The sequence below is a fragment of the Gluconobacter cerinus genome, from assembly GCF_002723935.1.
Lineage (GTDB): Bacteria > Pseudomonadota > Alphaproteobacteria > Acetobacterales > Acetobacteraceae > Gluconobacter > Gluconobacter cerinus.
In genome coordinates this window covers 1-22,897 of record NZ_BEWM01000003.1, presented here as the reverse complement: position 1 = coordinate 22,897, position 22,897 = coordinate 1, and the positions used below count along the sequence as shown (strand labels likewise).

The following is a 22,897-nucleotide window of genomic DNA, read 5'->3' as shown; positions in this document are numbered from 1 at the left end:
GATAATTAAAATATAATGGATTTTATGGTGATGAGAAAAATCGTTTATATATGTTCCCTTTTGTCTTTAAGTATAATGACTCCGATATATGTTAGCAGTTTCTCGTTTGCAACTGACGTTCCTAAACAAGCAAAGCGTCAAGTGGCCATAACCTTCGATGATCTTCCATTTGTTAGTGGTGGCCATGACAGGCCCTCGATCAACCAGCGCGATGCTCTCGATACAGAGAAGCATATCCTTTTAACTCTTCGCACGGAGCATATTCCTGCAACGGGATTTGTAAATGAAGACAAAGTAGAAGCTCTTGGCCAGACAGGTATCGACCTTCTGACGGAATGGAACCAAAATGAACTTGAGCTTGGCAATCATGGTTATCATCACTTTGATAGTAATAACCTGAGCGTTTCCGATATTGAGCAGGAAATTGTGAGAGGTGAGACGCATATTCGCCCTCTGGCAGAAAGCGTTGGTAGAGATCTAAAGTTTTTCCGCTTTCCCTACAATCATACTGGAGACACTGAAGAACAGAGGATTGCACTTGCCGACGTTCTCAAGAAACATGGCTACTCTCTGGCTGCGACAACAATAGATACTGAAGACTACCTATTCGCCCAGGCCTACGACTGTGCATATAGTCATCACTATGATGAAGATATGACAAAAATCAGAAGCGCCTTTCTTGATTATGTTCGTATTGAGGTACCGTACTACCAACACCTGAATGAAACCGTTATGGGGCGGGATACTCCTGCCGTGATGCTTCTCCATGCGAGCAGGTTGAATGCAGTTGTTCTAAAAGAGGTTCTTAAGATTTTTCGACAGAACAACTACAGGTTTGTCACTCTGTCCCAAGCGCAGTCTGATCCTGTCTATAACTTGGAACCCGCAGTGACGACGAAATATGGTCCTGCATGGGGATACCGCTGGGCAAGAGAAAGACAGATTAAAGTGAATGGAGCTTTAGAGCAGGAGGCTCCGGATTGGATCAAAAGCTACTGCATCGCTCATAAAGCGAATGACGACTGAAGAATATCTATCTACGTAGTCTGCCTTCGGAAGCATAATGCAACCGCCAGATGTCCGGCATATAGGCGTTTGAAGCCTCTCTACGTATTCCGTATCTGTATCGGGCTGGGGCTAATGAGTAAAAGGTTTTGTTCTCAGGGAGAATGATGCCCCCGGACGCCGGAAATTGCCGCAAAGTCGGTTTTTTCCCGTTGCTCGCGTCCGACTGCCATACCGCGTATCACAGCGGGCCTTGCCATCACGGTATCGAACCATATTTTCAAGCGGGGAAAAAATTTCCAAGATGCTGGCTCTGCTTCTCATGCGGCACGATCCAGCCAATACAAGCGATATCGGCCACTGAGTAATCCCCCGCGAGATACTCTCTGCACAATTGGCAGCATGGGGAGGAAGAACATTAGGCCGTCCTGTACGACCACCGGACCTGTCTGCAGCAGGTTATCGCCTTACGGGAGGACAACTGATCACAACGGATCATGGGCCAGCTTGCGTTTTTTTCTACAAGGATGACAGCGGTGCCAGAATTTCTCTGTTCGTGCGGCCGATGTATGGCATGGACGTCACAGCGCCTATGCGTCCGATGCGTCATCTGCCAGGCTATCTTTGGGCGCAAGACGGTTTGGGAATTAGTATGGTAGCAGACACTTCCATGAGTAGCCTGCATACACTGGCTAATCATGTACGAGACCTGATGGGGCCCCAAGTTAATAGAGGCGCTATTTAAAAATAAGAAATATTACCTAGATTAGAAAATAAAATTACTACTTAATTTCAAATTAATCATGAATGTCATGCGCCATATATAAAAAATCTCCGCCCGAACAACCGGGCGGAGACGTAGAAAATTTTCTAAGGATTGCGCGCAATCACTTCATATTTAACAGATCAACGACGCCCCGTCGGACGGCCACCACCGCCGCCACGGCGAGCGGCGTCGCCACTGCGTCCACCAGCAGGGGGACCGGAACGACGGCGCCCGCCGCCATTTCCACCACCGCCTCGCTGACCGCCACCACCACGACCACCACCAAGCACTGGCGGACGCATTGTGGAATTCTGAGCAGCGTCAGAGTGGTACGGATGATCAGTTACGACAGGAATAGCCTTATCGATCTTTTTCTCGATATCCCGAAGCCATGCACGCTGCTCCGCATCGCAGAGTGATACTGCCCAACCATCACGGCCTGCACGCGCCGTACGACCGATACGATGAACGTAAGATTCAGGAACATTTGGCAGATCGTAATTGAAGACGTGAGAAACATCATCAACGTCGATGCCACGTGCGGCAATATCCGTTGCGACCAGAACCTTGATCGTCCCGTTGCGGAAGCCAGCCATGGCACGTTCACGCGCACCCTGAGACTTGTTCCCGTGCAGTGCTTCGGACGTAATGCCGTTCTTGTTCAGGAATTCCGCAACCTTGTTCGCTTCATGCTTCATCAGCGTGAACACGACTGCACGTACGACATTTGAGCTCTCAACGAGCATCAGTGTCGCATCCTTTTTCTTGTCCGTCTCCACGAACATCACAGCCTGACGGATGCGATCAACCGTGCTGGACTCAGGCGTTACCTGAACAGTAGCAGGGTCCTTCAGCAGGGAATGCGCAAGATCGCTAATGGACTGCGGCATCGTTGCCGAGAACAGAACCGTCTGACGACGCGCAGGCAAGAGAGCCATGATGCGGCGGATATCACGAACGAAGCCCATGTCGAGCATACGATCGGCTTCGTCCAGCACCAGAACCTCCAGGGCAGAAAGGTCGATGTGACCCTGCCCAACCAGATCCAGCAGACGGCCCGGCGCAGCCACGAGAACATCCACGCCACGGCGCGTTGCCTCGACCTGGCGTCCCTGCCCTACCCCACCGAACACGACTGCATGAGTCAGCTTCATGTGGCGTGCGTATGCAGCAAAGCTCTCGTCGATCTGGGAAGCCAGCTCACGCGTCGGCGCCAGAACCAGCACCCGGACACTCTTGAGAGCTGCCGGGCGGCGATGCCGCAGCAGGTAGTCCAAGATTGGCAGCGCGAAGGCAGCTGTCTTACCCGTGCCAGTCTGAGCCAGACCAAGAAGGTCACGGCCTTCCAGCAAGTAAGGAATAGAGCCAGCCTGAATCGGCGTTGGCGTGGTGTAACCTTCTTCAGCAAGTGCTTTCTGAAGTGGCTCGGCAAGTTTGAGCTCTGCGAAACTGGTCATGGACCCCTCCTGAGGGATAACAAGGCCTGGCTCGCACAGCTAGTTCGCACTTTTGAATGCACGAATAAAATGCCTGCTTTGAGCCTAGAAAGTTGATGAAAGACGAACCGTCAAACTGAGACGCAGACACACAGCTGGACATGTGCAAGAGCCCAAAAAGCCCTGCACATTGCCCACTTCACTTTCCCCACCAAAGTCAGAGAAGCAAAGCACCGTGTGCTCAATCGACCAGCATAACGAAGAGACCGTCAGCATCTCCCTGCTTTCACACAAGGATATCTGCAAACGGATGTAAGGCAGCTTCCCTTGCCCTGCAAGGGAGTTGAGAGGTCCGATTTCTAAAAAATCATTATTATTTAACGCGTTTTGCAAAATCGCGAACTTCCTGCGCATCAATGATGCACAGAGAGAAAAGAACTGACCCTCTACCCGCGTCGCAGCAGAAAAAGCGCCTGTTCACCGAAAAGGTTTGCGAAGCGGATTGAGCGGCGCCATGGAGCCTTCAATCCATCCTCGTCGATGGCGAGCCACTGCTGCACAATGTACCCCTCCTCTTCACATAACGCGAGGAAATCCCGAATGGTGCATGGATGGATATTGGGCGTGGAATACCAAGGCGTACTCCATACCGATGTCATCGGCATGCGGCCGGTGGTCAGAAGCTGTAAACGCAATCTCCAATGACCAAAATTCGGGAAGGAGATGATCGCATGACGCCCTATCCGCAACATTTGCCGTAACACTTCCCGGGGACGCTCAACCGCCTGCAGTGTTCTTTGCAGAACAACATAGTCAAACGAGTCATCGGGATAGTAGGACAGATCGTGATCTGCATCTCCGTGCATAACCGGCAGACCATGGGCAACGGATTGCGTCACGCTCTGCATGTCGATTTCAATGCCACGGGCGTCACAGTTTCGCGTCCGGTAAAGATAATCGATGAGCGTACCGTCACCACTTCCGACATCCAGAACGCGGGCCCGGGTTGGAATCATCTCCGCAATCAGACGCTGATCCAGCCGCATCAGACCCCCTCCACTTTCGTCAGACCTGCGTGCTCAGCTGCACCATTCAGGAAACCCCGAACCGTTCGATCCAGATCAGGCTCGTCCAGCAGGAACGCGTCATGTCCACGATCGCTCTCGATTTCCACAAAAGAGACGTTTGCGCCGGCTTTGTTCAAAGCCCGCACCAGAAGACGGGACTGAGACGTGGGGAAAAGCCAGTCTGAACTAAAGGACACAACGCAGAAACGCGTCTCGCACTTGCGAAACGGTGCCGAAAGATCGCCATCATGCTCAGCGGCCAGATCAAAATAATCCATCGCCCGCGTTACCGTCAGATACGAATTTGCATCAAACCGGCGCACGAATGTTGAGCCCTGATGCCGCAGATAACTCTCAACTTCGAACATCTCACCAAACAGAGAAGGACTGCTGGCAGCTGGCACAGCCGTTGGAGCTTCACTTCGAACTTTACGTCCAAACTTCCGGCTCAGAGCCTCTTCAGACAGATAAGTAATGTGGGCCATCATCCGCGCGACCCCCAAGCCACGCGCCGGAATGGCGCCGAAGTCTCTGTAATGGCCATCATGCCAGTCAGGATCCGCAAAGATCGCCTGACGGCTGACTTCGTTGAATGCAATATTCTGGGCTGAGTGGAACGGCGACGTTGCAATCGGCAAAGCCGCAAAAACGCGCTCGGGATAATCGGCAATCCACGTCAGTGCCTGCATACCTCCCATGGAGCCGCCCACGACAGCGAAAAGACGCTGGATGCCCAGATGGTCCAACAGACATGCCTGAGAGGCGACGATGTCGTGCATGGTGATGGGAGGAAATTCACTATCCCAAGGCCGCCCGGTCTCTGCCCGAATGGACTTCGGACCGGTAGACCCCATGCACCCGCCCAATACATTGGGGCAGATAACAAAAAATCTGTCCGTATCGATTGGAAGGCCAGGCCCAACCATGCGGTTCCACCAGCCTGGCTTGCCAGTCAATGGATTAGGCTCGGCTAAATACTGGTCTCCGGTCAGAGCGTGACAGACCAGTATGGCGTTACCGCGATCAGGCGCGAGGGTGCCATAGGTGCAGTAAGCAACTTCGAGCGGCGCAAGATGAACGCCACATTCCAGATCCATCCCCTCTTCCAGGTACATGGTCTGATGCGTGTAAACGGGACTATCTTCCTCAAAGGAAGACACACTGCGGTCCATCAGTCTTCCACCTCCGATGCCGACGGGAGGGCGTCGATGCCCTTCGGGGCCGACGGTATGACATTCTCCGCACCCCACGGCAAATCACCCTTCTTATTGACGATAAATTAACGCACTTGAAATTCATTAAGAAACAGTAAAAAACCGTTTCATGCTTCACGCCCTCCCGGATTCATCCAGCCCAGCCGTTTCTGCAGCCTCGGATGCCTTCGCACCAAGTGCGCTCCAAATTCTTGGGTATTCGGGAGTATTTGACGCAACATATTATCTGAAGAGCAATCCGGACCTCCACAACCTCGGAACAGCAGCCCTTCGGCATTATCACCAGCATGGCTGGAGAGAGGGTCGTAAACCCAATCCGTTTTTTGATCCTCACTGGTATGTCGCCCAAAATCGGGATGTTCTGGGAGACCCACTTTTACATTACGTCACAAAAGGCGAGAAAGAAGGCCGCCGACCAATCGGTTGGTTTGATCCTGGCTGGTACACTCAGACTTACGCCATTCCGCAAGGGATGCTGGCGCTCGCTCATTATCTGCTCAACCGCCATACACAGAAACTGAAACCTATTGCTGAGTTTGATCCAGCCTTCTATTTGAAAACCTACCCCGATGTAGCCGCCGCCGGTCTCGACCCGCTGGAACATTACATGATCCAGGGCTTTCGTGAGGCCAGGCAGCCGTTCGAAGGCTTTGATCCGGTTTACTACCGGAAGAATTATCTACGGCATGCCCCAGAAAGTAATCCGCTTCTTCACTACCTTGAGAACAAGAACCGTTCGGGAATTCATTCCTCATGCCCGGCGAATGAAGTCACCGTCTTTCGGGAAGTTCGGCGGCGTAGCGCGCCAGGCCCTTCATTTGAGGATTTCAACCCACTTCCCCAGAGCGCAATCAGACGCGCCCGTGTCCTTGCGTATTACTTGCCCCAATATCATGCCACAGCAGAAAACGATGAATGGTGGGGAAAGGGTTTTACAGAGTGGACCAACACATCGCGCGCGCTCCCTCGCTTCGCAGACCATTATCAACCCCGCATTCCACGTGACCTGGGTCATTACACTCTGAATTCTCCAGACCTTCTCGACCGTCAGGCCAGAATGGCCAAGGCCGCCGGAATTGAAGGTTTTGTCTTCTATTTTTACTGGTTCAATCAAAAGCGTCTGCTTGATGGGCCGCTGGAAATGCTTCTGGCCAACCCTCAGATTGACCTTCCATTCTGCCTGATGTGGGCCAACGAGAACTGGAGCCGCCGCTGGGACGGGTCAGAAGATGATATTCTGATTGCCCAGCATTACAGAGATGCGGATGACATCGCTCTCGTAGACTGCTTCTCCAGACATATGCACGATCCCCGATATATCAGGATTGGGGATCGCCCTCTCCTCATGGTGTATCGCCCTGGAACCATTCCTAATGCACGCCAAGCCTTTGCGCGCTGGCGTGAACTCTTTCGGGAGAGGCACGGCATTAACCCTATCTTTATTATGGGGCAGGCCTTTGGAGATGAAGACCCTCATTCCTTTGGTGTTGAAGGAGCTATCGAATTTCCTCCCCACAAAGTTGTTTCCGACTGCCGCCTCATCAATGAAAACGTTCAAATTCTTGACGAAGACTTCAGAGGGCAGATCTACGATTACGCCGATATTGTAGAAAATGCGCTCCGACAGCCAAGTCCGTCTTTTCCCCTTATCCGCACAGCGGCACCTTCATGGGATAATGACGCACGACGTCAGGGCAACGGTCTCGTCATGCACGGCTCAACTCCTGAGCTTTATGAGAAATGGCTCAATAGCCTCGTCAATTCAGCGCAGAAAAACCGTTTTTTCGGGGAATCTATTGTCTGCGTTAACGCATGGAACGAATGGGCAGAAGGTGCCTATCTGGAGCCTGACGTTCACTTCGGCAGCGCCTATCTGAATGCAACAGCCAGAGCCTGCACCGGCTTTAACAGCTCCTCAAATAAGGTGCGCCTGCTGCTGATTGGCCACGATGCCTTCCCGGCTGGAGCCCAAAAACTCCTTCTGGAGACAGGCCGTACATTCCGGCGATCTTTCGGTGTTGATATCCGCTTCGTGCTTCTCGAAGGCGGCGCAATGATGGAAGACTACAGGGCTGTTGCTCCTGTTGAAATCCTGTCTCCCACCTCCAGTGACGTGATGGCGCGCCTCAATACGTTGCGGGCAGAAGGTTTTGAATGTGCGATATTGAACAGCGCGGCATCATCAGCCATTGCTCCTGCACTGCATAACAATGCAATCACCTACACATTCCTCATTCATGAGCTCCCCCATCTCCTGCAAAGCCGAGATCTACGGAAAGCCATGCGGGACGCATGCGAGGCGGCACAATCAATTGTCGTCCCCGCACACTCCTGTGCGGCACGCCTGGGATTGGAGAAACACCCTCACACAACGATCCTGCCGCAGGGTCTGTATGATCAGACAACCTTCAACCGGTCTTCCCGGGAAGCACTCAGATCGCAGTTGGGCCTTAACGCTCAGGATCTGCTGGTCATTGGCGTTGGCTACGCGGATATGCGGAAAGGCTTTGACCTGTTTCTCCAGCTCTGGCGGAAACTCGCTGGGCAAGCACACTGTGTATGGGTCGGCGCGATTGATCCGGTTCTTCAGGATGGTTTGAGAACCGAAATCGATCATGCCCGCGCAAGCGGCACCTTCCATATGCCAGGTCGTGTGCATAACGTTGCGGACTGGCTGTCTGCTTCGGACGTCTTTACTTTGACGTCCCGCGAAGACCCCTATCCTTCCGTCGTCCTTGAGGCTCTGGCATCAGGCCTGCCATGCACATCTTTTGCCGATAATGGCGGCATTCCAGAGTTACTTAAAAGCCTTCAAAACAATCCGACGACTTTCAATATGGTCGTTCCGTTCGCAGATGTGAGAGCCATGAGTTTGGCGGCGCTGGAGCTTGCCGAGTGGTCAAAAGCTCGCGGTCAAAACACCCGACAGGCTGCCGCACGCAAACTTGGAAAATCGTTTCTTTTCCGCCCCTATGCCCAGCAACTCCTGCGCTTGGCCGCACCAAAAATTCCGTCAATTTCCGTCGTGGTACCGTCGTATAATTATGCGCGTTATTTAGAAGCCCGGCTCGTCTCTATTTTCACGCAGACATTCCCAGTCCTGGAAATTATCGTCCTTGATGATGCATCCGAGGATAACAGTATCGAAGTCGCCATGGGCGCTGCCGCCGAATGGGGGCGTGACGTTCGTATTATCAAAGGAAGACAGCCGTCCGGGTCCGTCTTTGCTCAATGGCAGAAAGCACTCAAGCAGGCACAGGGCGAATGGGTTTGGATTGCGGAAGCAGATGACCTTTGCGATCCTCATTTTCTGGAAAAGCTTGTTCACGCTGTGCACCAGTGTCCGAACGCGGTCATGGCGTTCTGCGATAGCCGCTCAATAGATGAGAGCGGCGCGCCTCTCTTCGCCTCCTATCAGCCATACTGTGTAGAGGCGGCTGGAAATCTTCTTGAGCATGATGGCCAATTCAGCGGGCGGGATTTTCTGCAAACATGCCTGTCTGAGCGCAATCTGGTTCTCAATGTCAGCGGCGCAATTTTCCAACGAACGGCCATGCAAGCGGCGCTCAAAACGTGCAAAAAAGATTTGAAAACCTTGAAAGTGGCTGGTGACTGGAGAGTCTATCTTGAGTTGCTCGATAGCCCTGACGTTGGCGTTGTTTATGTCAGCGATGCCATGAACATCCATAGACGACATCAATCATCTTCGACACATATGTTAAATCAGGCTACTCATCTCGAAGAAATAAATTTTATGCATGAGCTTTTTGCAAAGCGATTACCTTTTTCGCAAGAGCGGCTTGAGAAGCAAGCTCTCTATCGCCATAAAATCTTCCAGCAGTTCGGCTTGTAATTGTTTTGTATAAAATCTCATTTTTTAATTACTAAAGAACAAACGATTATTATTTTTATAAATTATGAATCACAAACATATCGAGTGCATGGGCCTTGGGAAATGAGCGTGTCATACCGGCACTGCTGACTGCCAGAAATATCCCCCTAAGGGAGGCACTCAGAAACTAACAGAGATCGATCCCGATGCCAGAGGAAGAAACGCGCCTCGGGTGGTGTTGCCTGCTTGACGGTCAGGCATTTCATGGCCCCCTATGACGCATCTTACTGGGAAATTAACCATGGCACAGTTATCAATCGGCGATCATGTTTCAGACCTCAAAGGCGCCCATGATGGCAAGCTTGTGGATATTGAAGGTTCCACTGGCTACGTGATGCAAAGCAATGGTGTGGAAGTTGAATTCCCACTGTCTCAGTTGAAGCCTTACGAACCTCCAAAAGTTTCTGAAATTCGAACTCTATCTGGCCCTCTTCGGGACAAAGTTTTAAGTCCTGCCCAAAGGACACTACTGGCTTCCGTGCCTGCCTCCCTCATTAATGCGATCGCTAAGAGCTACGATGCGGGCAGCGATGGCGAAGGCTCGCGTCCACCTTTTGCTACTCTACCAGAGTCCAAAAGACTGGAAGCCATCCGCATTTATCTCCCCACGCTTCCCCAGCGACTTCTGGCCTCTCATATGAACCTGGTGGTTGCGATGCGTGATGTCGCCAAATCATAAATTATGATCATGGATGAATGCAGTCGTAAGGATGACTGGAAATTCGATGCTTCCACGGAGATAAAAGAGCCGCTGTAGCGCGTTGACCCAGGCCGGCATCACCCGTAGAACTCCGCGTTCTGAAACAGCGAAGCCCAACCAGGCGCAGCATTATTGAGCGCCGGAGGCGCCGCGTGTCCATGTCCATGACTTTCGCCGATCTTTGCTTGGCGCCCACTCTTCTGAGCGCTCTGGCTGAAGAAGGATATGTCACACCTACCCCTATCCAGGCACAGTCAATTCCCATGCTGCTGGAGGGCCGTGACCTATTGGGTATGGCGCAGACTGGTACAGGGAAGACAGCATCTTTCGCTCTTCCACTGTTGCACCGCCTCGCGGCTGATCCTCGCACAGCACCAAAGGGTGGCGCACGCGTCCTCGTGCTCGCACCGACACGCGAGCTTGTCTCCCAGATTGCGGATGGCTTTGAGAGCTTTGGTCGTCATCTGAATCTTCGCGTGACGACGATTTTCGGCGGTGTCAGCCAGTTTCATCAGGTGAATGCACTTGAGAATGGCGTGGACATTATTGTCGCCGCCCCAGGGCGGCTTCTGGATCTTATCGAGCAAGGCTTATGCGATCTATCGCAGCTTGAAGCGCTTGTACTTGATGAGGCCGATCAGATGCTGGATATGGGCTTCGCAAAACCGATTGAGCGTATCGTCGCAACACTACCGAAAGATCGGCATACCGTTCTGTTTTCGGCCACGATGCCGAAATCTATCGCGGCATTGGTTGAGAGCCTTCTCAATGATCCGGTAAAAGTCGAAATTGCTCCTCCATCAACCACCGTGGACCGCATTGAGCAATCCGTGATGTTTATGGATGCAGCTCACAAAAAAACGGCTCTCCTAGCCCAGCTTGAAACACAGGATGTCGGTCAGGCCGTCGTTTTCACACTTCAAAAGAATATTGCCAATGAGGTCTGTGCTTTCCTGACCGAGGCCGGGATCACCGCAGAAGCCTTGCACGGCAACAGGTCCCAGGGCCAGCGGGAACGCGCACTCAGCGCATTCCGTGACGGAACCGTACAAGTCCTCGTTGCCACGGATATCGCCGCCCGTGGCATCGACGTTGACACCGTCACACATGTTTTCAACCACGATCTTCCAAGTCTGCCTGAAAGCTATGTCCATCGCATCGGCCGCACCGGGCGCGCCGGGCGCAGTGGTTTCGCCATCACCCTGTGCGATGCCGAACAACGTGCGTGGCTGCACGATGTGGAACGAGAAATCGGTCGTACATTGACGGTTCACACCGACCATCCATGGCACTCAGAAACCGCACGGCACTCCACCATGCGCGCTCCCGTCTTAGGGGGTGGCCCGGTCAAGCAGGTCAAACCACAAGTCAAGCGAGAGCGAAAAGTCTGGACTGAAGAAGAAAAGCTTGCCGCACGTGAGGCCGCCAAGAGAGCCTGAAGCTAATTTGGCTTTCGGTTTTCTTCGACGCTAACGGATTACTATAATCCATTAGCGTCATTGCGGTTTTCATGAGAACCGCTGAGTGACGTCTAGGATCACTCTTCTTCAAGCATCTGCCGAACCGGGCGCGCCGGGCGCAGTGGTTTCGCCATCACCCTGTGCGATGCCGAACAACGTGCGTGGCTGCACGATGTGGAACGAGAAATCGGTCGTACATTGACGGTTCACACCGACCATCCATGGCACTCAGAAACCGCACGGCACTCCACCATGCGCGCTCCCGTCTTAGGGGGTGGCCCGGTCAAGCAGGTCAAACCACAAGTCAAGCGAGAGCGAAAAGTCTGGACTGAAGAAGAAAAGCTTGCCGCACGTGAGGCCGCCAAGAGAGCCTGAAGCTAATTTGGCTTTCGGTTTTCTTCGACGCTAACGGATTACTATAATCCATTAGCGTCATTGCGGTTTTCATGAGAACCGCTGAGTGACGTCTAGGATCACTCTTCTTCAAGCATCTGCCGATGCTGTTTCTTCAGCCAAAATAGCCAGCATCTGGTCGATAATCCGACCACTGGTTCGAGATGCCAGTCGCCCAAATCCCAGGTCCCAGACGCGACAGGCCTGCCCGACAGATGGCCCCCGGCAGGAGGCATGAAGACTGGTGACACCTGTGTCGCGCAGAAGATCACGCGCGTTTCCGACACGCACACCACTTCCCGCCATGATTTCGATACGCCCGGCGGCATGATGCACAATATTCTTCAGAACAGAATGTCCCTTGGGGGCGCTAATTGCCTGCCCGGACGTCAGTATTCTTTCAAAACCCAACTCAACCGCCTGATCCACGGCCATGAGTGGGTTAGGCGTGAGATCAAAGACGCGATGAAGCGTGCGCCCCATTGACCCGGCGGCCTCAGACAAACGCTTCAGAGTCGCGATATCAAGCGTGTGATCGTCCAGAGACGCTCCGAGAACTACACCAGCCAGCCCTGCTGCACGGGCGGCATCAATGTCAGCCAGCATCTGATCAATTTCCGCTTCGGCAAACACAAAGCCGCCCTCTCGGGGGCGGATCATGGCGTAAACTGGAACCGTCGATTTTGCAGCAAGGTGCATCAGCCCTGCGGAAGGGGTCAGGCCCCCTAGCGCCAGAGCAGAACACAGTTCAATCCGCGAGACGCCGGGCCGCTGGGCTGTCTGTAACCCAACGGCATCTTCAACACAGATTTCAAGCGTCGGCATAAACGTTCCTTTCCCAGACAGGAGAACGCACAGGCCGACAGAACTCAGTTGTTCCAGCGAATTCCCGGCAATGCCTTCTCCACTTCGGAAACGGGCTTGATCGTTGCACAGTTTCCTTTCGGATGATGGCCTTTCAGCAGCGCCAGCGCAAACGGAACAGAATCAGCCGCAGAGCCGTTCACTGCCCCGTTGTGAGTCAGACCGGAATAGGTCTTCCACGTTACGTTCGTGCCTGCGTCACACATGGCCGCCACAGCGTTGTACTGCTGGGCCACACCAGCCTCATTATCGGCGAGGCCTGTACCCACGAAAACCGGCATCGTCATGTGCGCATCCGGGATGGTGAATGCGTCCTGAAAGTCAGCTTCAAGCCTGGATGTATCACCTGCGTACGCATTGTCTTCGGTGATGTCATGCGCCTCCGTGTACCGGAACAGATCGCCAAGGCAGGTCTGACGAGCCTGATGAGACAGATCCTTGCCCTTATCCGTCATGTTCGCACGGACATCCACCTCAGGATGCAGGCTCTTCCGCGCCCCCTCAATCGTCAGGATACCAAAAGCCGCAGCCATGTGCGGTGGTTCGACATTCAGGCGTGGAAGCGGCTCATGCTTGGGATGATCCGGCAGCTTAAATTGCGTTACGACGCCTGTTGCAACCGTTCCAAGGACATGCAGATCCGGTGCATATTGCGGTGAAAGCCAGGCCGTACCCAACGCAGCGCCACCGCCCTGCGACTGACCAACAAGAATGATACGGTTCTGAAGCGTGCCCTTGTACTGAGCCAGAGCGGCGCGCAACCCGTTCAGAACGCTGTAACCTTCCGGCCGGTACATCAGATACGGATGCGGGCCCGGTGTTCCCAGTCCTTGATAATCACTGGCCACAACGGCAAAGCCCGCCTTCAGCCAATGATCCAGATAGGCACGATCCCGGGAGAGATATCCCCGCCAGGACGGGGCGCAGATATCCGCAATCCCTGTTGTGCCGTGTTCCCATGCCACAACAGGCCAGCCACCTTTAGGGGGCGTACCCTTGGGAAAGATGATCTGACCGGAAACCGTGACGGGATCAGGAGCATTCACCCCACTGATGGACGTGTAAAGCGTCCGCACGGCCTGGCCTGCATTTTCCGGCAGCGGACGATCGGTAATAGGCTGCGTGCGGATCATCTGACCCACCGTTGCCGGCACCTGAGCGGGCGGTGTGTAAAAATCGCTGACCCCACCATCACCTAGAGCACGATCCACCTCTGCCACACCTGCAGGCTTTGCAGTCTGGGCAGGTTCGGCGCAGGCCGCGAGAGACAGGAGTGTGGCAGCGCTGAGGGCAGCGCGGAAAGAAAGCTTCATTGTGGTCTCCAGCAGATCGAGGCAGATATTACTGACCGACGGCGACGCCGTCACGGTGCGGGTCACCCCATCCCGTAAGGCCGTCCGGATGAATGGTGATGCCCTGCACGGCGGCATTCATGACGTCAATTTTCGGGTGATGCCCCATGGCACTCAAAGCGGAAGCAAGCCCAGCGGCAGATGTGCCCTGCTCCAGTTCCTCGGCATGATTCTGGGCACCAATCCGAGGCTGCTCAATAGCCGTGCGGATATTTTGTCCCCACGCCAGATAGCCCACAAGCGTCTGCACGACGGAATCAATAATCCGGGCACCACCGCCCGCACCAACGATGACTTCAGGCTGCCCGTTCTGCCCAAAGACGATGGTTGGAGACATGGTGGTGATAGGACGCTTCCCCGGTGCTGCAATATTGGCCGCAGGCTGCCCATTCACGAAAGGATGGGACGCAAAATTCGTGATGGCATTATTCAGGACGACACCATCCACAATAATATCCGATCCGAAATTCAGATTGATCGTGGTTGTGAAAGACAGTGCATTGCCAGATGCATCACGGATGGACAGATGCGTTGTTGCAGGCACAGTCATCGGGTCGGACGATGGCAAAAGCGCCAGCTTCCCGGCAAGTTGCCCTGCCACCACGCGGCTGGCCGCTTCACCCATTGACACAAGCTTTGCCCGGCGATCGAGATACGCTGGATCAAGCATAGCTGCCGTATCCACACGCGTATAATCCGGATCCGCAGCATATTTCCGGCGATCGGCCTCGGCCAGACGGGAGGCTTCAAGCAGCAGATGGGCAGCTTCCACACTGCCCGGCTTGTACTGACCAATGTTCAGACGATCCAGAATGGCAAGCTGTTGCAGAACGGACAGTCCGCCCGCAACCGGGGGAGCCGCGGAGCAAATGCGACGATTAAAGGCCGTAACACACAGAGGAGCCCGCTCACGCACCTTGTAGTTCTTCAAATCCGCAGGAGACAGCGCCCCGGGATAAGCGCCACTCGTAACCGCAGCGGACAGCTTTTTCGCAAAAGCGCCCGTATAGAAGTATTCCGCCCCATCGTGCGCTACATGTTCAAGGGTGCCTGCCAGGTCGGCATTGTGCAGGATCGTACCTTTAGGCAGAGGCTGACCGCTGGCATCAAAATATGCCGAAAACTGCGGTTCTTTCGCGAGTTCCGGACGTTCGGTCAGGACAAGATGCAGATATCCGGCAAGCGGAAAGCCGTCTCTGGCAGCTGAAATTGCGGGCTGGAAAAGGTCGCTCCAAGGCAGCTTGCCATAGCGCTCATGCAGAAGTGCCAGCGTTCGCAAGGTTCCAGGAACACCAACCACACGGCCCGTCCGCTGCAATGTTACTTCCGGAATCCGGACGCCATTACGATCATGCATGTAGTCCCGATGCATGCCGGCTGGGGCACTGGCCAGACCGTCAAAGAAGCTTAGATGATCAGCCGCTTTGTCCCAGTAGAGGATGGTGGAACCACCCCCCAGACCGGAAGCCTGGGGCTCCACCACGGCAAGAACCATCTGGGCCGCAATGGCAGCATCGACTGCACTTCCACCCTTCTGCAGAACATCAGAAGCAGCACGGGATGCCATGGGATTGGCTGTGGCAGCCATAAAATCATGGGCCACTGTGGGCTGGGAGACAGGCTGAACAGGTTGAAGCTGATGTGCACAGGCGCTCAGTCCGAGGGCCGTTGCTCCAAGCAGGCCGACAAGAACCGGGGTTCTGGCAGAAAGCTTTCTTTGGGAGAGAGCCGCACTTCTGATACGCATGGAAAACATCAACCTTCAGTTCCTGATCGGGAGCATCTACGTCAAACCGTTACGGTCTTCGATCTCTTCGATAAATGCTGTTATGGTGCGATAATTACTAATCTGCGGTTTGCAATGAACGTTTTTCAGGCCATGACGACCTTTATCGCGGTCGTTGAAACAGGAAGCATGACGTCTGCCGCAGAGCGATGCGGCATCTCACCCACAATGGTGGGCAATTACGTGCGCCTGCTGGAGGAGCGACTGGGCACCAGTCTGCTGAGACGTACAACGCGTCGACAGAGCCTGACCGCATTCGGGGCCGTTTACTTCGCCAAGTGCCAGAAAATTCTCAGCATGTTGGACGAAACGGAGCGCATGGCGGAAGCCGCCCAGAGTCTGCCGTCTGGCACCCTGAGAATTACCGCTCCGGTCACGTATGGCACACAAAGCATCACGCCCTGCATTGCGGATTACTTGAACGAGCATCCTTCCGTGGATATCGATCTTGTTCTGACGGAACGCAGCGTTGATCTAACGCATGAGAAGTTCGATATCGCCATCAGGCTGGGCGTGCCGGAGCCTTCCTCCCTGATCTGTCGTCGGCTCTCCAACTACACCATGACGCTTTGCGCCTCTCCCGCGTATCTTTCACGCCGTGAAGAGCTTCTAACGCCTCAGCAACTGGCCACACATGACGCTCTGGCCTTTTCCTATACCCCCGCATCACCTTGGCACTGGGCTCGACGGGAATGGCATTTTGAAGGGCCGCAAGGTCATGTCTCGGTGGAAATGCACCGCAAGGGTCTTTTCAATAACACGCAGGCCATGCGCCGCGCCGCGCTATCGGGCATGGGAATTGCCATGCTGCCCTCAGATCTGGTGCGCGAAGATATCCGGGACGGAAAACTCCAGGCCCTGCTTCCGGATTATACGCTTCCGTCTCGGCCTATTTATCTTCTGTATCACAAGGAGCGCTACACCGCGCCGACACTGCGTTCGTTCATTCAGTTCCTGATCCAGAAACTCGGGGGCATCCAGGGTTGATGGCGAAGACGGGTACCCTGTTCCAAAAAAAGCCAGATCAGGCTGTTATTGCTTCGATCATTGGCAATATCATTGAGTACTACGACTTCGTCATTTACGCGTATTTTTCCGCTTCGATTGGCCGAACCTTTTTTCCGTCGGGTCTTCCGCTGTCGCAGCTTGGCCTTTCTCTTGCAACGTTCGGCCTGACGCTTCTTGCTCGCCCGCTCGGAGCTATCGTACTGGGCAATTATGCAGATCGGCGGGGGCGCGTCCCCACCATGATGATCTGCATTCTTCTCATGGCGGCAGGTAGTCTACTCCTCACCGTAACGCCATCTTACGCCAGCATCGGCATTGCGGCACCTGTTCTGATTGTGGTGGCTCGGCTTATTCATGGCTTCTCGCTTGGTGGCGAATTTGGCAGCGCAACATCTTTTCTGATCGAGCATGCGCCTCACCATGAAGCGCGTGCTGCAAGCTGGCAGGCTATCGGGCAAATTACGGCCTCTCTCTGCGCTGCCACTGTCGTCCTTGCTCTGAACCTATGCCTCCCGACAGCAGCATTCAACGACTATGCCTTTCGTATCGCCACAGGACTTGGTGCGGCTGTGGGCACGGGTGGGTTGATTTTACGCCTCATCCTGAACCGTCAGAACCCGCCAACACGTCAGCCCGCCCCTGCTGTTGTGGCACCCTTTTTCCAGTCTGACACGATCCTGCGGACTGCGCTCATCATGGGGTCTGTCGCACTCGGAAGCGGAATCACCTATCTTGGCCTCTACATGCCGCATTATGCGCGCAGCCAATATAGTCTCTCGAGCATCAGCACGTCCCTTGCGCCACTCCTGACCTATGGCGGACAACTGCTTTTCACGCCCCTGCGCTGGAAGCTGGCAGACCGCTTTGACAGAACACACAGCATCCGTCCCATGCTTCTGTCCTGCGCCTTTTTAATCCTTCTGCCATTGCCTGCATTTCAGTTGATCCGCATTGCTCCGGCTACAGTTTTGCTCATGCCGCTAATCTTCAATCTCAGCGGGCTTTTCTATTTTGCAGCCCTCGATGGCTTCATCGGACAGATCTTCCCCAGCGAACGGCGAGGACGCGGCCTCACGATGGGGTATTCATTCGGCGTGGTGCTGTTCGGAGGCCTCGCCCCCATGACCAACGCCGCGCTGATTGCATGGAGCGGGATGAGCCATGCTCCGGCACTTTATATGATCCTGACGGCCATTATTTCTTTCATGAGCGTGCTTTTGGCTAAGCCTTTGCTGACACGCCGCTCCTGACACAGGCATCCCTTCAGACAAAAATTGAAACTATCAATTTTTTCTTTGGAATGTTCTTATAATTCTCTCCTTTATCTTCGTTTACCAAATTCATAACGCTATCGAAGCGTTAGTCTCCTGCAGAATGAGTTCCAGAAATGTCTTCCTGTACTTTCTCTCCCAGTCGCTCCAGCCGTTCCGGAATGTCCGTTCCGCTTAACGCTCTTTTCGGGCCGGGAAAGAAAGCTCTTGCGGCAGCTACGTTTCTGAGCGGTCTTTCCGTGACTGTTCCAACGGCCTATGCCGCAACATCTGCGACAACAGAGCCTACGAAGCACCGTGCGCACGCAGCACGCACAGAAGTCGAAGCAGGCAAAGAGTCCATCAGCGTCACAGGAACACATCATCAGCCTGGCGGAGGCATGATGCGCGCCGAGACAGCATCCCGCGCTGTACAGACCGTGACGCAGAACTATATCGAAATGCAGAGCCCGACGAGCAGCCCGCTCGACCTGATTGCCAATCTGCCGAGCGTGAACATCACGACGCCGGACCCGAGCGGCAATGAAGGCGGCTCCATGCAGAGCCGCGGTCTGTATGACAACGATATCGGCATCATGCTGAATGGCATGCCGATTGCAAACGGCGGCACGTCATCGGCCTCAAACTTCGTCCAGAACTACATCGACAGCAACAACATCTCTGCCGAGAGCATGAGCCCAGGCTCCATCTCCGTGGAAGATCCGGTGACTTCAGCGGGCGCAGGCGCCCTGAGCATCACCACGCGCGCACCCTCCAAGAAATTTGGCGGCCTGGTGTCCGGCAGCTACGGGTCCTTTAACCGCACACGAGGCTTCATCCGTGTGGACTCCGGTGAAATCGGGCATACCGGAATCACAAGCTACGCGTCGTTTTCCAACACCCACTCCGATGCATGGCGCGGGTCGGGCGACAGCGATCGCAAGCATATGGATTTCCGTGCCCAGAAGCTGATTGGCAACCGGAGCTCCATTGATCTGTTCGCCGGTTACAACCACTCACACTACTACCTGAACCGCTATCCGACACTGGCCAACTTCCAGAACGACAAGCATGGACGTCCGGTCTCCACGCCTCTGAGCTACAATGCCCAGTTCAGCGCCACGTCTCCGAGCAGCTATTATGGCGTGCACGGTACGGACAAGGACCAGTTCTACATCTCCATGCCGATGAAGTTTGCGCTGAACAACACCTTCACGCTGAACATCTCACCATACTACGAGCGCTCCGACATTACGTTGAACAGTGCATCCCGTTTGCAGGAAGGCTATACTTATGCCGGATCAGCGCTTCAGCGGGTTGACCTGAACGGCGACGGCAAAATCAGCACGGCAACGCGTGCCGCAGTCTCCACAAACTCCATGTCCGTGACCCAGCAGGGCGGCGTTGTTGCTGCACTGGGTTGGCACTCCGAGAATAACGACGGTCAAATCGGCTACTGGCACGAGGAATATCGTTATTCCCTGAAGACGCCTATGTCCAAGATGAACCAGACAACGGGTGCGCAGCCGTCTGACACGGACAAGTCGTCCTATTACCGTACAACCAGCGGCAGCATTTACAATTCCGTTGACTACCTAGGGTCTTACAGCCTGAACTCGGGCTTCCTGGAAGACACGGTCCACCTGCTGAACCGCAAGATGAACATCACAGCCGGCATCAAGGTGACGTCCATGACGCTGGAAGGTCAGGACTACCTGCCCAGCACGGCCAGCCACACCAATCACACCTATGTCTCGCCGACGCCGCGCTTTTCCTGGTCGTACAATTTCGCCCCTCATCATCAGCTTTACATCAATGCTGAAGGCGATTTCCGTGCACCCTCCCCGATCAACATGATCTCGCGCTACAGCACCAGCACGGGCAAAATGACAACATCAGGTGCAGGGGCAAAGCCGCAGTACTCGATCAAGGAAGAACTGGGCTATCGTTACAGCGACGATCTGTTCCTGGCTGATATCAGCTTCTTCAACATGAACGTCTCTAACCGTCTGCTGTCCGTTAACATGTTCAGCAATGACGTTCAGGTCAGCCAGACCATCAACGCAGGTGGTGAAACAATCCGCGGCGTGGATGTCATGCTGTCCACCCGTCCACTGTTCCATCGTTTCAGCCCGTATTTCGCATTCGAATACCTGCACACAACGATGGACAACAACCTGCAGACCACGGCAGACGATGGCTCCGTTGACTATCTACGGACCAAGGGCAAGACAGCCGTCATGTCTCCGAAGTTCTCAGGCAGCGTTGGCCTGACCTATAATGAAGGCCCGTTCTTCATGAATGCCAGCGTGCACTACACGTCCAAGCAGGCATCATCCTTCATGAACGATCAGTACATGCCGTCTTACTTCTCGGACTCCCTGACGCTTGGCTATCATCTGCCAAAGTTCTTCATTGCACAGTCCCCGACATTCAAGCTGAACTTCACCAACCTAACCAGCCAGTACAAGCTGGGTGGCGTCTATTACTTCTCGAATAATGCCCGGGCGACAACGGGTGTCTATGGCCACAAGATCGGCGCAGACACGGCACCGACCTATTATATCATGCCGCCATTCGCGATGATGGGCACACTGTCCACATCATTCTGATCAGCTTCGGTACACCGAGACTGGATAAATAAAAAAAGGGCCCCCGGATGTCTATCCGGGGGCCCTTTCTCATTGTCAGGAAGCAGCTTCTTCTTCTGAAGAGTTCAGTATTCTTGGAAATGCCTCTGGATTAAAAATCGCCAGAAGGATAGCGGTTAGCGTAATGACAATGGCAATTGGCGTTAGAACGCCGAACCCACTCCAGGTTAGCACCTGACCACCAAGTGCCGATCCAAGCAAAATCCCAAGATTGCTCCCGCCGTTGATCGCTGCTCCCGCCACATCCGGGCGTGTCGCTCTCGCACGAATTGCGCCGGACATCACAAATGGAATGAGTGCTGAATAGCCGGTACACCAAAGCGCAACAGATGCAACAGAACCCCAGCCAGACAGAATGTGACCATACATGAGGCCCATTCCGATAAGCATGGCCATTCCGCCTGCCAACATGCCCGCAGCTGGCCAACGATCAACAATCTGACCCGCCCCCCATAGCCCTAGAATACTCACGGCACCTGTCAACAAGAGAGCGATACTCAGAGCACTTTTGGGCAGACCATGCGCCAGAAGAAGTGGTGTAACATAAGTATAAAGCATGTTGTGAGCTACGAAAAAGATCGCATCAATGGCCACAACTATGAGAAAGATCTTCATAGCCTTGCGTGACCCCACCGATGGCAGGTTCGTGCTGGCATCTCCAGACGTTACGACTGGCGGCAGGAAAACAGCAATGCAAACCGTCAGCAGGACGGCAATACCAGTCATCACAAGCATGGCAATACGCCAGCTTGCAAAATGGCCAATGGCCGCTGCCCCAGGCACACCTAAAATGGAGCCGAGAGACGTCCCACCGTATACAAACGAAATAGCTCTTCCCGTCATCTTGGGCGGGACAAGCCGGGCAGCATAGGCAGAAACAATTGACATTAGCAGGGCGTGCGCGATTCCGCCGATAGCACGCCCAGCACATAAAACGAGAAATGTCGGAGCAACCGCTGCAATCAAATTGGAAAGAACATATCCTCCCAATGAAAGGAGCATGAGTTTCTTACGGTCAACCTTTGCCGTCAGGATGGTCAGAGGCACTGCACCCAAAGCAACCATAAGAGCAAAAGCACTTACAGCCAGTCCTGCCTGCCCTTCTGAAATGCTAAAACCCTGCGCCATATCGATCAGTAGACCGACAGGTGCCACTTCACTTGTCAGTGCCGTGAACGTGCACGCGAATAGTGCGCACAAACCAATAATGGTCTGCTTGGGGAGAGTTTTGAAAAGCATAATTTCCCTGAATACAGTGCAGCATTAATCGCGTTACGCAAGCGCGCCTTCTGCCATGCTTTCTTCCAAAACAAAACGAAAGAAATGAAGTTCACTTAAGGTTCTTTTTTCTCTCGTTACCAACATTATGTTACATAATAAAAGTACTTATCGGCTGTAGCCGACCAGCCTCACATCCGAAATTTTGTAACTCATGACAATGTGAACGTCGCATTGCGGGATAATGGTTAGCGTTCTCTCGGATATGTCGGGGCGCATGAAATGCGCTTATTGCTATTGCGTCGCAGTTGCGACAAAATCCACTACCAACCAATCATGTCATAAGATGGTTCTAACGATCTACAGACCGGAGAAAGACTTCAATGACTTTCGCACGCTTAAAGCGTCTCGCATTTGTAGCGGGATCAATAGCTCTTACGCCTTCACTAGCATTCTCAGCAGAGACAGCTACCGCATCCCTCACAGGAACTGACGGAAAAACGGTTGGCACTGCACAGATTACTGAGGCTCCAAGAGGCGTTGTGCTCCACATTGAAGTCAGTGGACTGACACCTGGCTGGCATGGCATGCATTTTCATGAAAAAGGAAATTGTAGCGCACCTGCGTTTACCAGCGCAGGCTCGCATGTGCACACCACAAAACCAGTCACGCATGGGCTGCTCAATGCCGGAGAAAATGACTCTGGGGATCTTCCCAACATTTTTGCAGGCAGCGACGGAACGGCCAAAGCTGAAGTTTATTCAACTTTTGTATCTTTGAAGGGTAACGACGGTCGTCCGGCTCTGTTGGATGCTGACGGTTCGTCTCTTGTTAT

At 53.9% G+C, this 22,897-nt stretch carries 15 protein-coding genes and 1 pseudogene; 9 read left to right on the top strand and 7 right to left on the bottom strand.

Annotation, left to right across the window (positions count from 1 at the left end; all coding sequences use genetic code 11):
- Window positions 1–15: 15 nt before the first annotated feature.
- Window positions 16–1,026 carry a polysaccharide deacetylase family protein gene (locus GCE01_RS07215; protein WP_099212057.1) on the top strand — a complete coding sequence of 337 codons (1,011 nt, stop codon included), beginning with the start codon at window positions 16–18 and terminating at the stop codon, window positions 1,024–1,026.
- Window positions 1,027–1,911: 885 nt separating this feature from the next.
- Here GCE01_RS07215 and GCE01_RS07200 read toward each other — a convergent pair.
- The 3 genes from GCE01_RS07200 to metX all read right to left on the bottom strand — a co-directional run bounded on the left by GCE01_RS07200 (window position 1,912) and on the right by metX (window position 5,446).
- Window positions 1,912–3,228 (bottom strand): DEAD/DEAH box helicase, encoded by a 1,317-nt coding sequence (locus tag GCE01_RS07200; RefSeq protein ID WP_099212055.1) that lies wholly within the window; start codon window positions 3,226–3,228, stop codon window positions 1,912–1,914.
- Between the two features lie 425 nt (window positions 3,229–3,653).
- The gene (gene metW / locus GCE01_RS07195; protein WP_064273068.1) at window positions 3,654–4,253 is read right to left on the bottom strand and encodes a methionine biosynthesis protein MetW; all 600 of its coding nucleotides are present in this window, start codon (window positions 4,251–4,253) and stop codon (window positions 3,654–3,656) included.
- A complete protein-coding gene (gene metX, locus GCE01_RS07190) occupies window positions 4,253–5,446 on the bottom strand; it encodes a homoserine O-acetyltransferase MetX (protein WP_099212053.1) in 1,194 nt (397 codons plus the stop codon). The genes metW and metX overlap by 1 nt, the downstream gene beginning before the upstream one ends.
- A gap of 151 nt (window positions 5,447–5,597) precedes the next feature.
- Between metX and GCE01_RS07185 the strand changes: the two genes are divergently transcribed.
- From GCE01_RS07185 to GCE01_RS07170, 4 genes and pseudogenes are all read left to right on the top strand, one after another.
- On the top strand, window positions 5,598–9,341 hold the full coding sequence (locus tag GCE01_RS07185; protein WP_099212051.1) for a glycoside hydrolase family 99-like domain-containing protein: 3,744 nt from the start codon (window positions 5,598–5,600) through the stop codon (window positions 9,339–9,341).
- 280 nt (window positions 9,342–9,621) lie between these two features.
- Window positions 9,622–10,059: a hypothetical protein gene (locus GCE01_RS07180; RefSeq protein ID WP_099212049.1), complete on the top strand. Its 438-nt coding sequence runs from the start codon at window positions 9,622–9,624 to the stop codon at window positions 10,057–10,059.
- Between the two features lie 179 nt (window positions 10,060–10,238).
- Window positions 10,239–11,519, top strand: a complete 1,281-nt coding sequence (locus GCE01_RS07175) for a DEAD/DEAH box helicase (RefSeq protein WP_099212046.1) — start codon at window positions 10,239–10,241, stop codon at window positions 11,517–11,519.
- A gap of 114 nt (window positions 11,520–11,633) precedes the next feature.
- A pseudogene (locus tag GCE01_RS07170) lies at window positions 11,634–11,915 on the top strand (DEAD/DEAH box helicase); the annotation flags it as partial.
- Between the two features lie 108 nt (window positions 11,916–12,023).
- Here the strand turns inward: GCE01_RS07170 and GCE01_RS07165 are convergent.
- Genes GCE01_RS07165 through ggt form a run of 3 tightly spaced genes read right to left on the bottom strand, consistent with a single transcriptional unit; the run spans window position 12,024 to window position 15,896 of the window.
- Window positions 12,024–12,758, bottom strand: coding sequence for a copper homeostasis protein CutC (locus GCE01_RS07165; RefSeq protein ID WP_099212044.1), 735 nt, complete (start codon window positions 12,756–12,758; stop codon window positions 12,024–12,026).
- A 44-nt stretch (window positions 12,759–12,802) separates the two neighbouring features.
- Window positions 12,803–14,110, bottom strand: coding sequence for a lipase family protein (locus GCE01_RS07160; RefSeq protein ID WP_174694817.1), 1,308 nt, complete (start codon window positions 14,108–14,110; stop codon window positions 12,803–12,805).
- Between the two features lie 28 nt (window positions 14,111–14,138).
- A complete protein-coding gene (gene ggt / locus GCE01_RS07155; RefSeq protein WP_099212042.1) occupies window positions 14,139–15,896 on the bottom strand; it encodes a gamma-glutamyltransferase in 1,758 nt (585 codons plus the stop codon).
- Between the two features lie 132 nt (window positions 15,897–16,028).
- Here ggt and GCE01_RS07150 point away from each other — a divergent pair, with 132 nt between their 5' ends.
- From GCE01_RS07150 to GCE01_RS07140, 3 genes are all read left to right on the top strand, one after another.
- On the top strand, window positions 16,029–16,922 hold the full coding sequence (locus GCE01_RS07150) for a LysR family transcriptional regulator (RefSeq protein WP_244591126.1): 894 nt from the start codon (window positions 16,029–16,031) through the stop codon (window positions 16,920–16,922).
- Complete coding sequence (locus GCE01_RS07145) at window positions 16,922–18,193, top strand: MFS transporter (protein ID WP_099212040.1); 1,272 nt, start codon at window positions 16,922–16,924, stop codon at window positions 18,191–18,193. Before GCE01_RS07150 ends, GCE01_RS07145 begins: the two co-directional genes overlap by 1 nt.
- Before the next feature lie 137 nt (window positions 18,194–18,330).
- Complete coding sequence (locus tag GCE01_RS07140) at window positions 18,331–20,805, top strand: TonB-dependent receptor (RefSeq protein WP_086634254.1); 2,475 nt, start codon at window positions 18,331–18,333, stop codon at window positions 20,803–20,805.
- 75 nt (window positions 20,806–20,880) lie between these two features.
- Here GCE01_RS07140 and GCE01_RS07135 read toward each other — a convergent pair whose 3' ends face one another.
- The gene (locus tag GCE01_RS07135) at window positions 20,881–22,083 is read right to left on the bottom strand and encodes an MFS transporter (RefSeq protein ID WP_099212038.1); all 1,203 of its coding nucleotides are present in this window, start codon (window positions 22,081–22,083) and stop codon (window positions 20,881–20,883) included.
- Window positions 22,084–22,445: 362 nt separating this feature from the next.
- Between GCE01_RS07135 and GCE01_RS07130 the strand changes: the two genes are divergently transcribed.
- Window positions 22,446–22,897, top strand: a 452-nt coding sequence (locus GCE01_RS07130) for a superoxide dismutase family protein (protein ID WP_099212036.1), incomplete at its 3' end; no start/stop codon positions are given.

Excerpts from the sequence above, each read along its gene's own strand:
- GCE01_RS07215 (WP_099212057.1), top strand. The coding sequence starts at position 16 with ATGGATTTTATGGTGATGAGAAAAATCGTTTATATATGTTCCCTTTTG.
- GCE01_RS07200 (WP_099212055.1), bottom strand. The coding sequence starts at position 3,228 with ATGACCAGTTTCGCAGAGCTCAAACTTGCCGAGCCACTTCAGAAAGCA.
- metW (WP_064273068.1), bottom strand. The coding sequence starts at position 4,253 with ATGCGGCTGGATCAGCGTCTGATTGCGGAGATGATTCCAACCCGGGCC.
- metX (WP_099212053.1), bottom strand. The coding sequence starts at position 5,446 with ATGGACCGCAGTGTGTCTTCCTTTGAGGAAGATAGTCCCGTTTACACG.
- GCE01_RS07185 (WP_099212051.1), top strand. The coding sequence starts at position 5,598 with ATGCTTCACGCCCTCCCGGATTCATCCAGCCCAGCCGTTTCTGCAGCC.
- GCE01_RS07180 (WP_099212049.1), top strand. The coding sequence starts at position 9,622 with ATGGCACAGTTATCAATCGGCGATCATGTTTCAGACCTCAAAGGCGCC.
- GCE01_RS07175 (WP_099212046.1), top strand. The coding sequence starts at position 10,239 with ATGTCCATGACTTTCGCCGATCTTTGCTTGGCGCCCACTCTTCTGAGC.
- GCE01_RS07165 (WP_099212044.1), bottom strand. The coding sequence starts at position 12,758 with ATGCCGACGCTTGAAATCTGTGTTGAAGATGCCGTTGGGTTACAGACA.
- GCE01_RS07160 (WP_174694817.1), bottom strand. The coding sequence starts at position 14,110 with ATGAAGCTTTCTTTCCGCGCTGCCCTCAGCGCTGCCACACTCCTGTCT.
- ggt (WP_099212042.1), bottom strand. The coding sequence starts at position 15,896 with ATGCGTATCAGAAGTGCGGCTCTCTCCCAAAGAAAGCTTTCTGCCAGA.
- GCE01_RS07150 (WP_244591126.1), top strand. The coding sequence starts at position 16,029 with ATGACGACCTTTATCGCGGTCGTTGAAACAGGAAGCATGACGTCTGCC.
- GCE01_RS07145 (WP_099212040.1), top strand. The coding sequence starts at position 16,922 with ATGGCGAAGACGGGTACCCTGTTCCAAAAAAAGCCAGATCAGGCTGTT.
- GCE01_RS07140 (WP_086634254.1), top strand. The coding sequence starts at position 18,331 with ATGTCTTCCTGTACTTTCTCTCCCAGTCGCTCCAGCCGTTCCGGAATG.
- GCE01_RS07135 (WP_099212038.1), bottom strand. The coding sequence starts at position 22,083 with ATGCTTTTCAAAACTCTCCCCAAGCAGACCATTATTGGTTTGTGCGCA.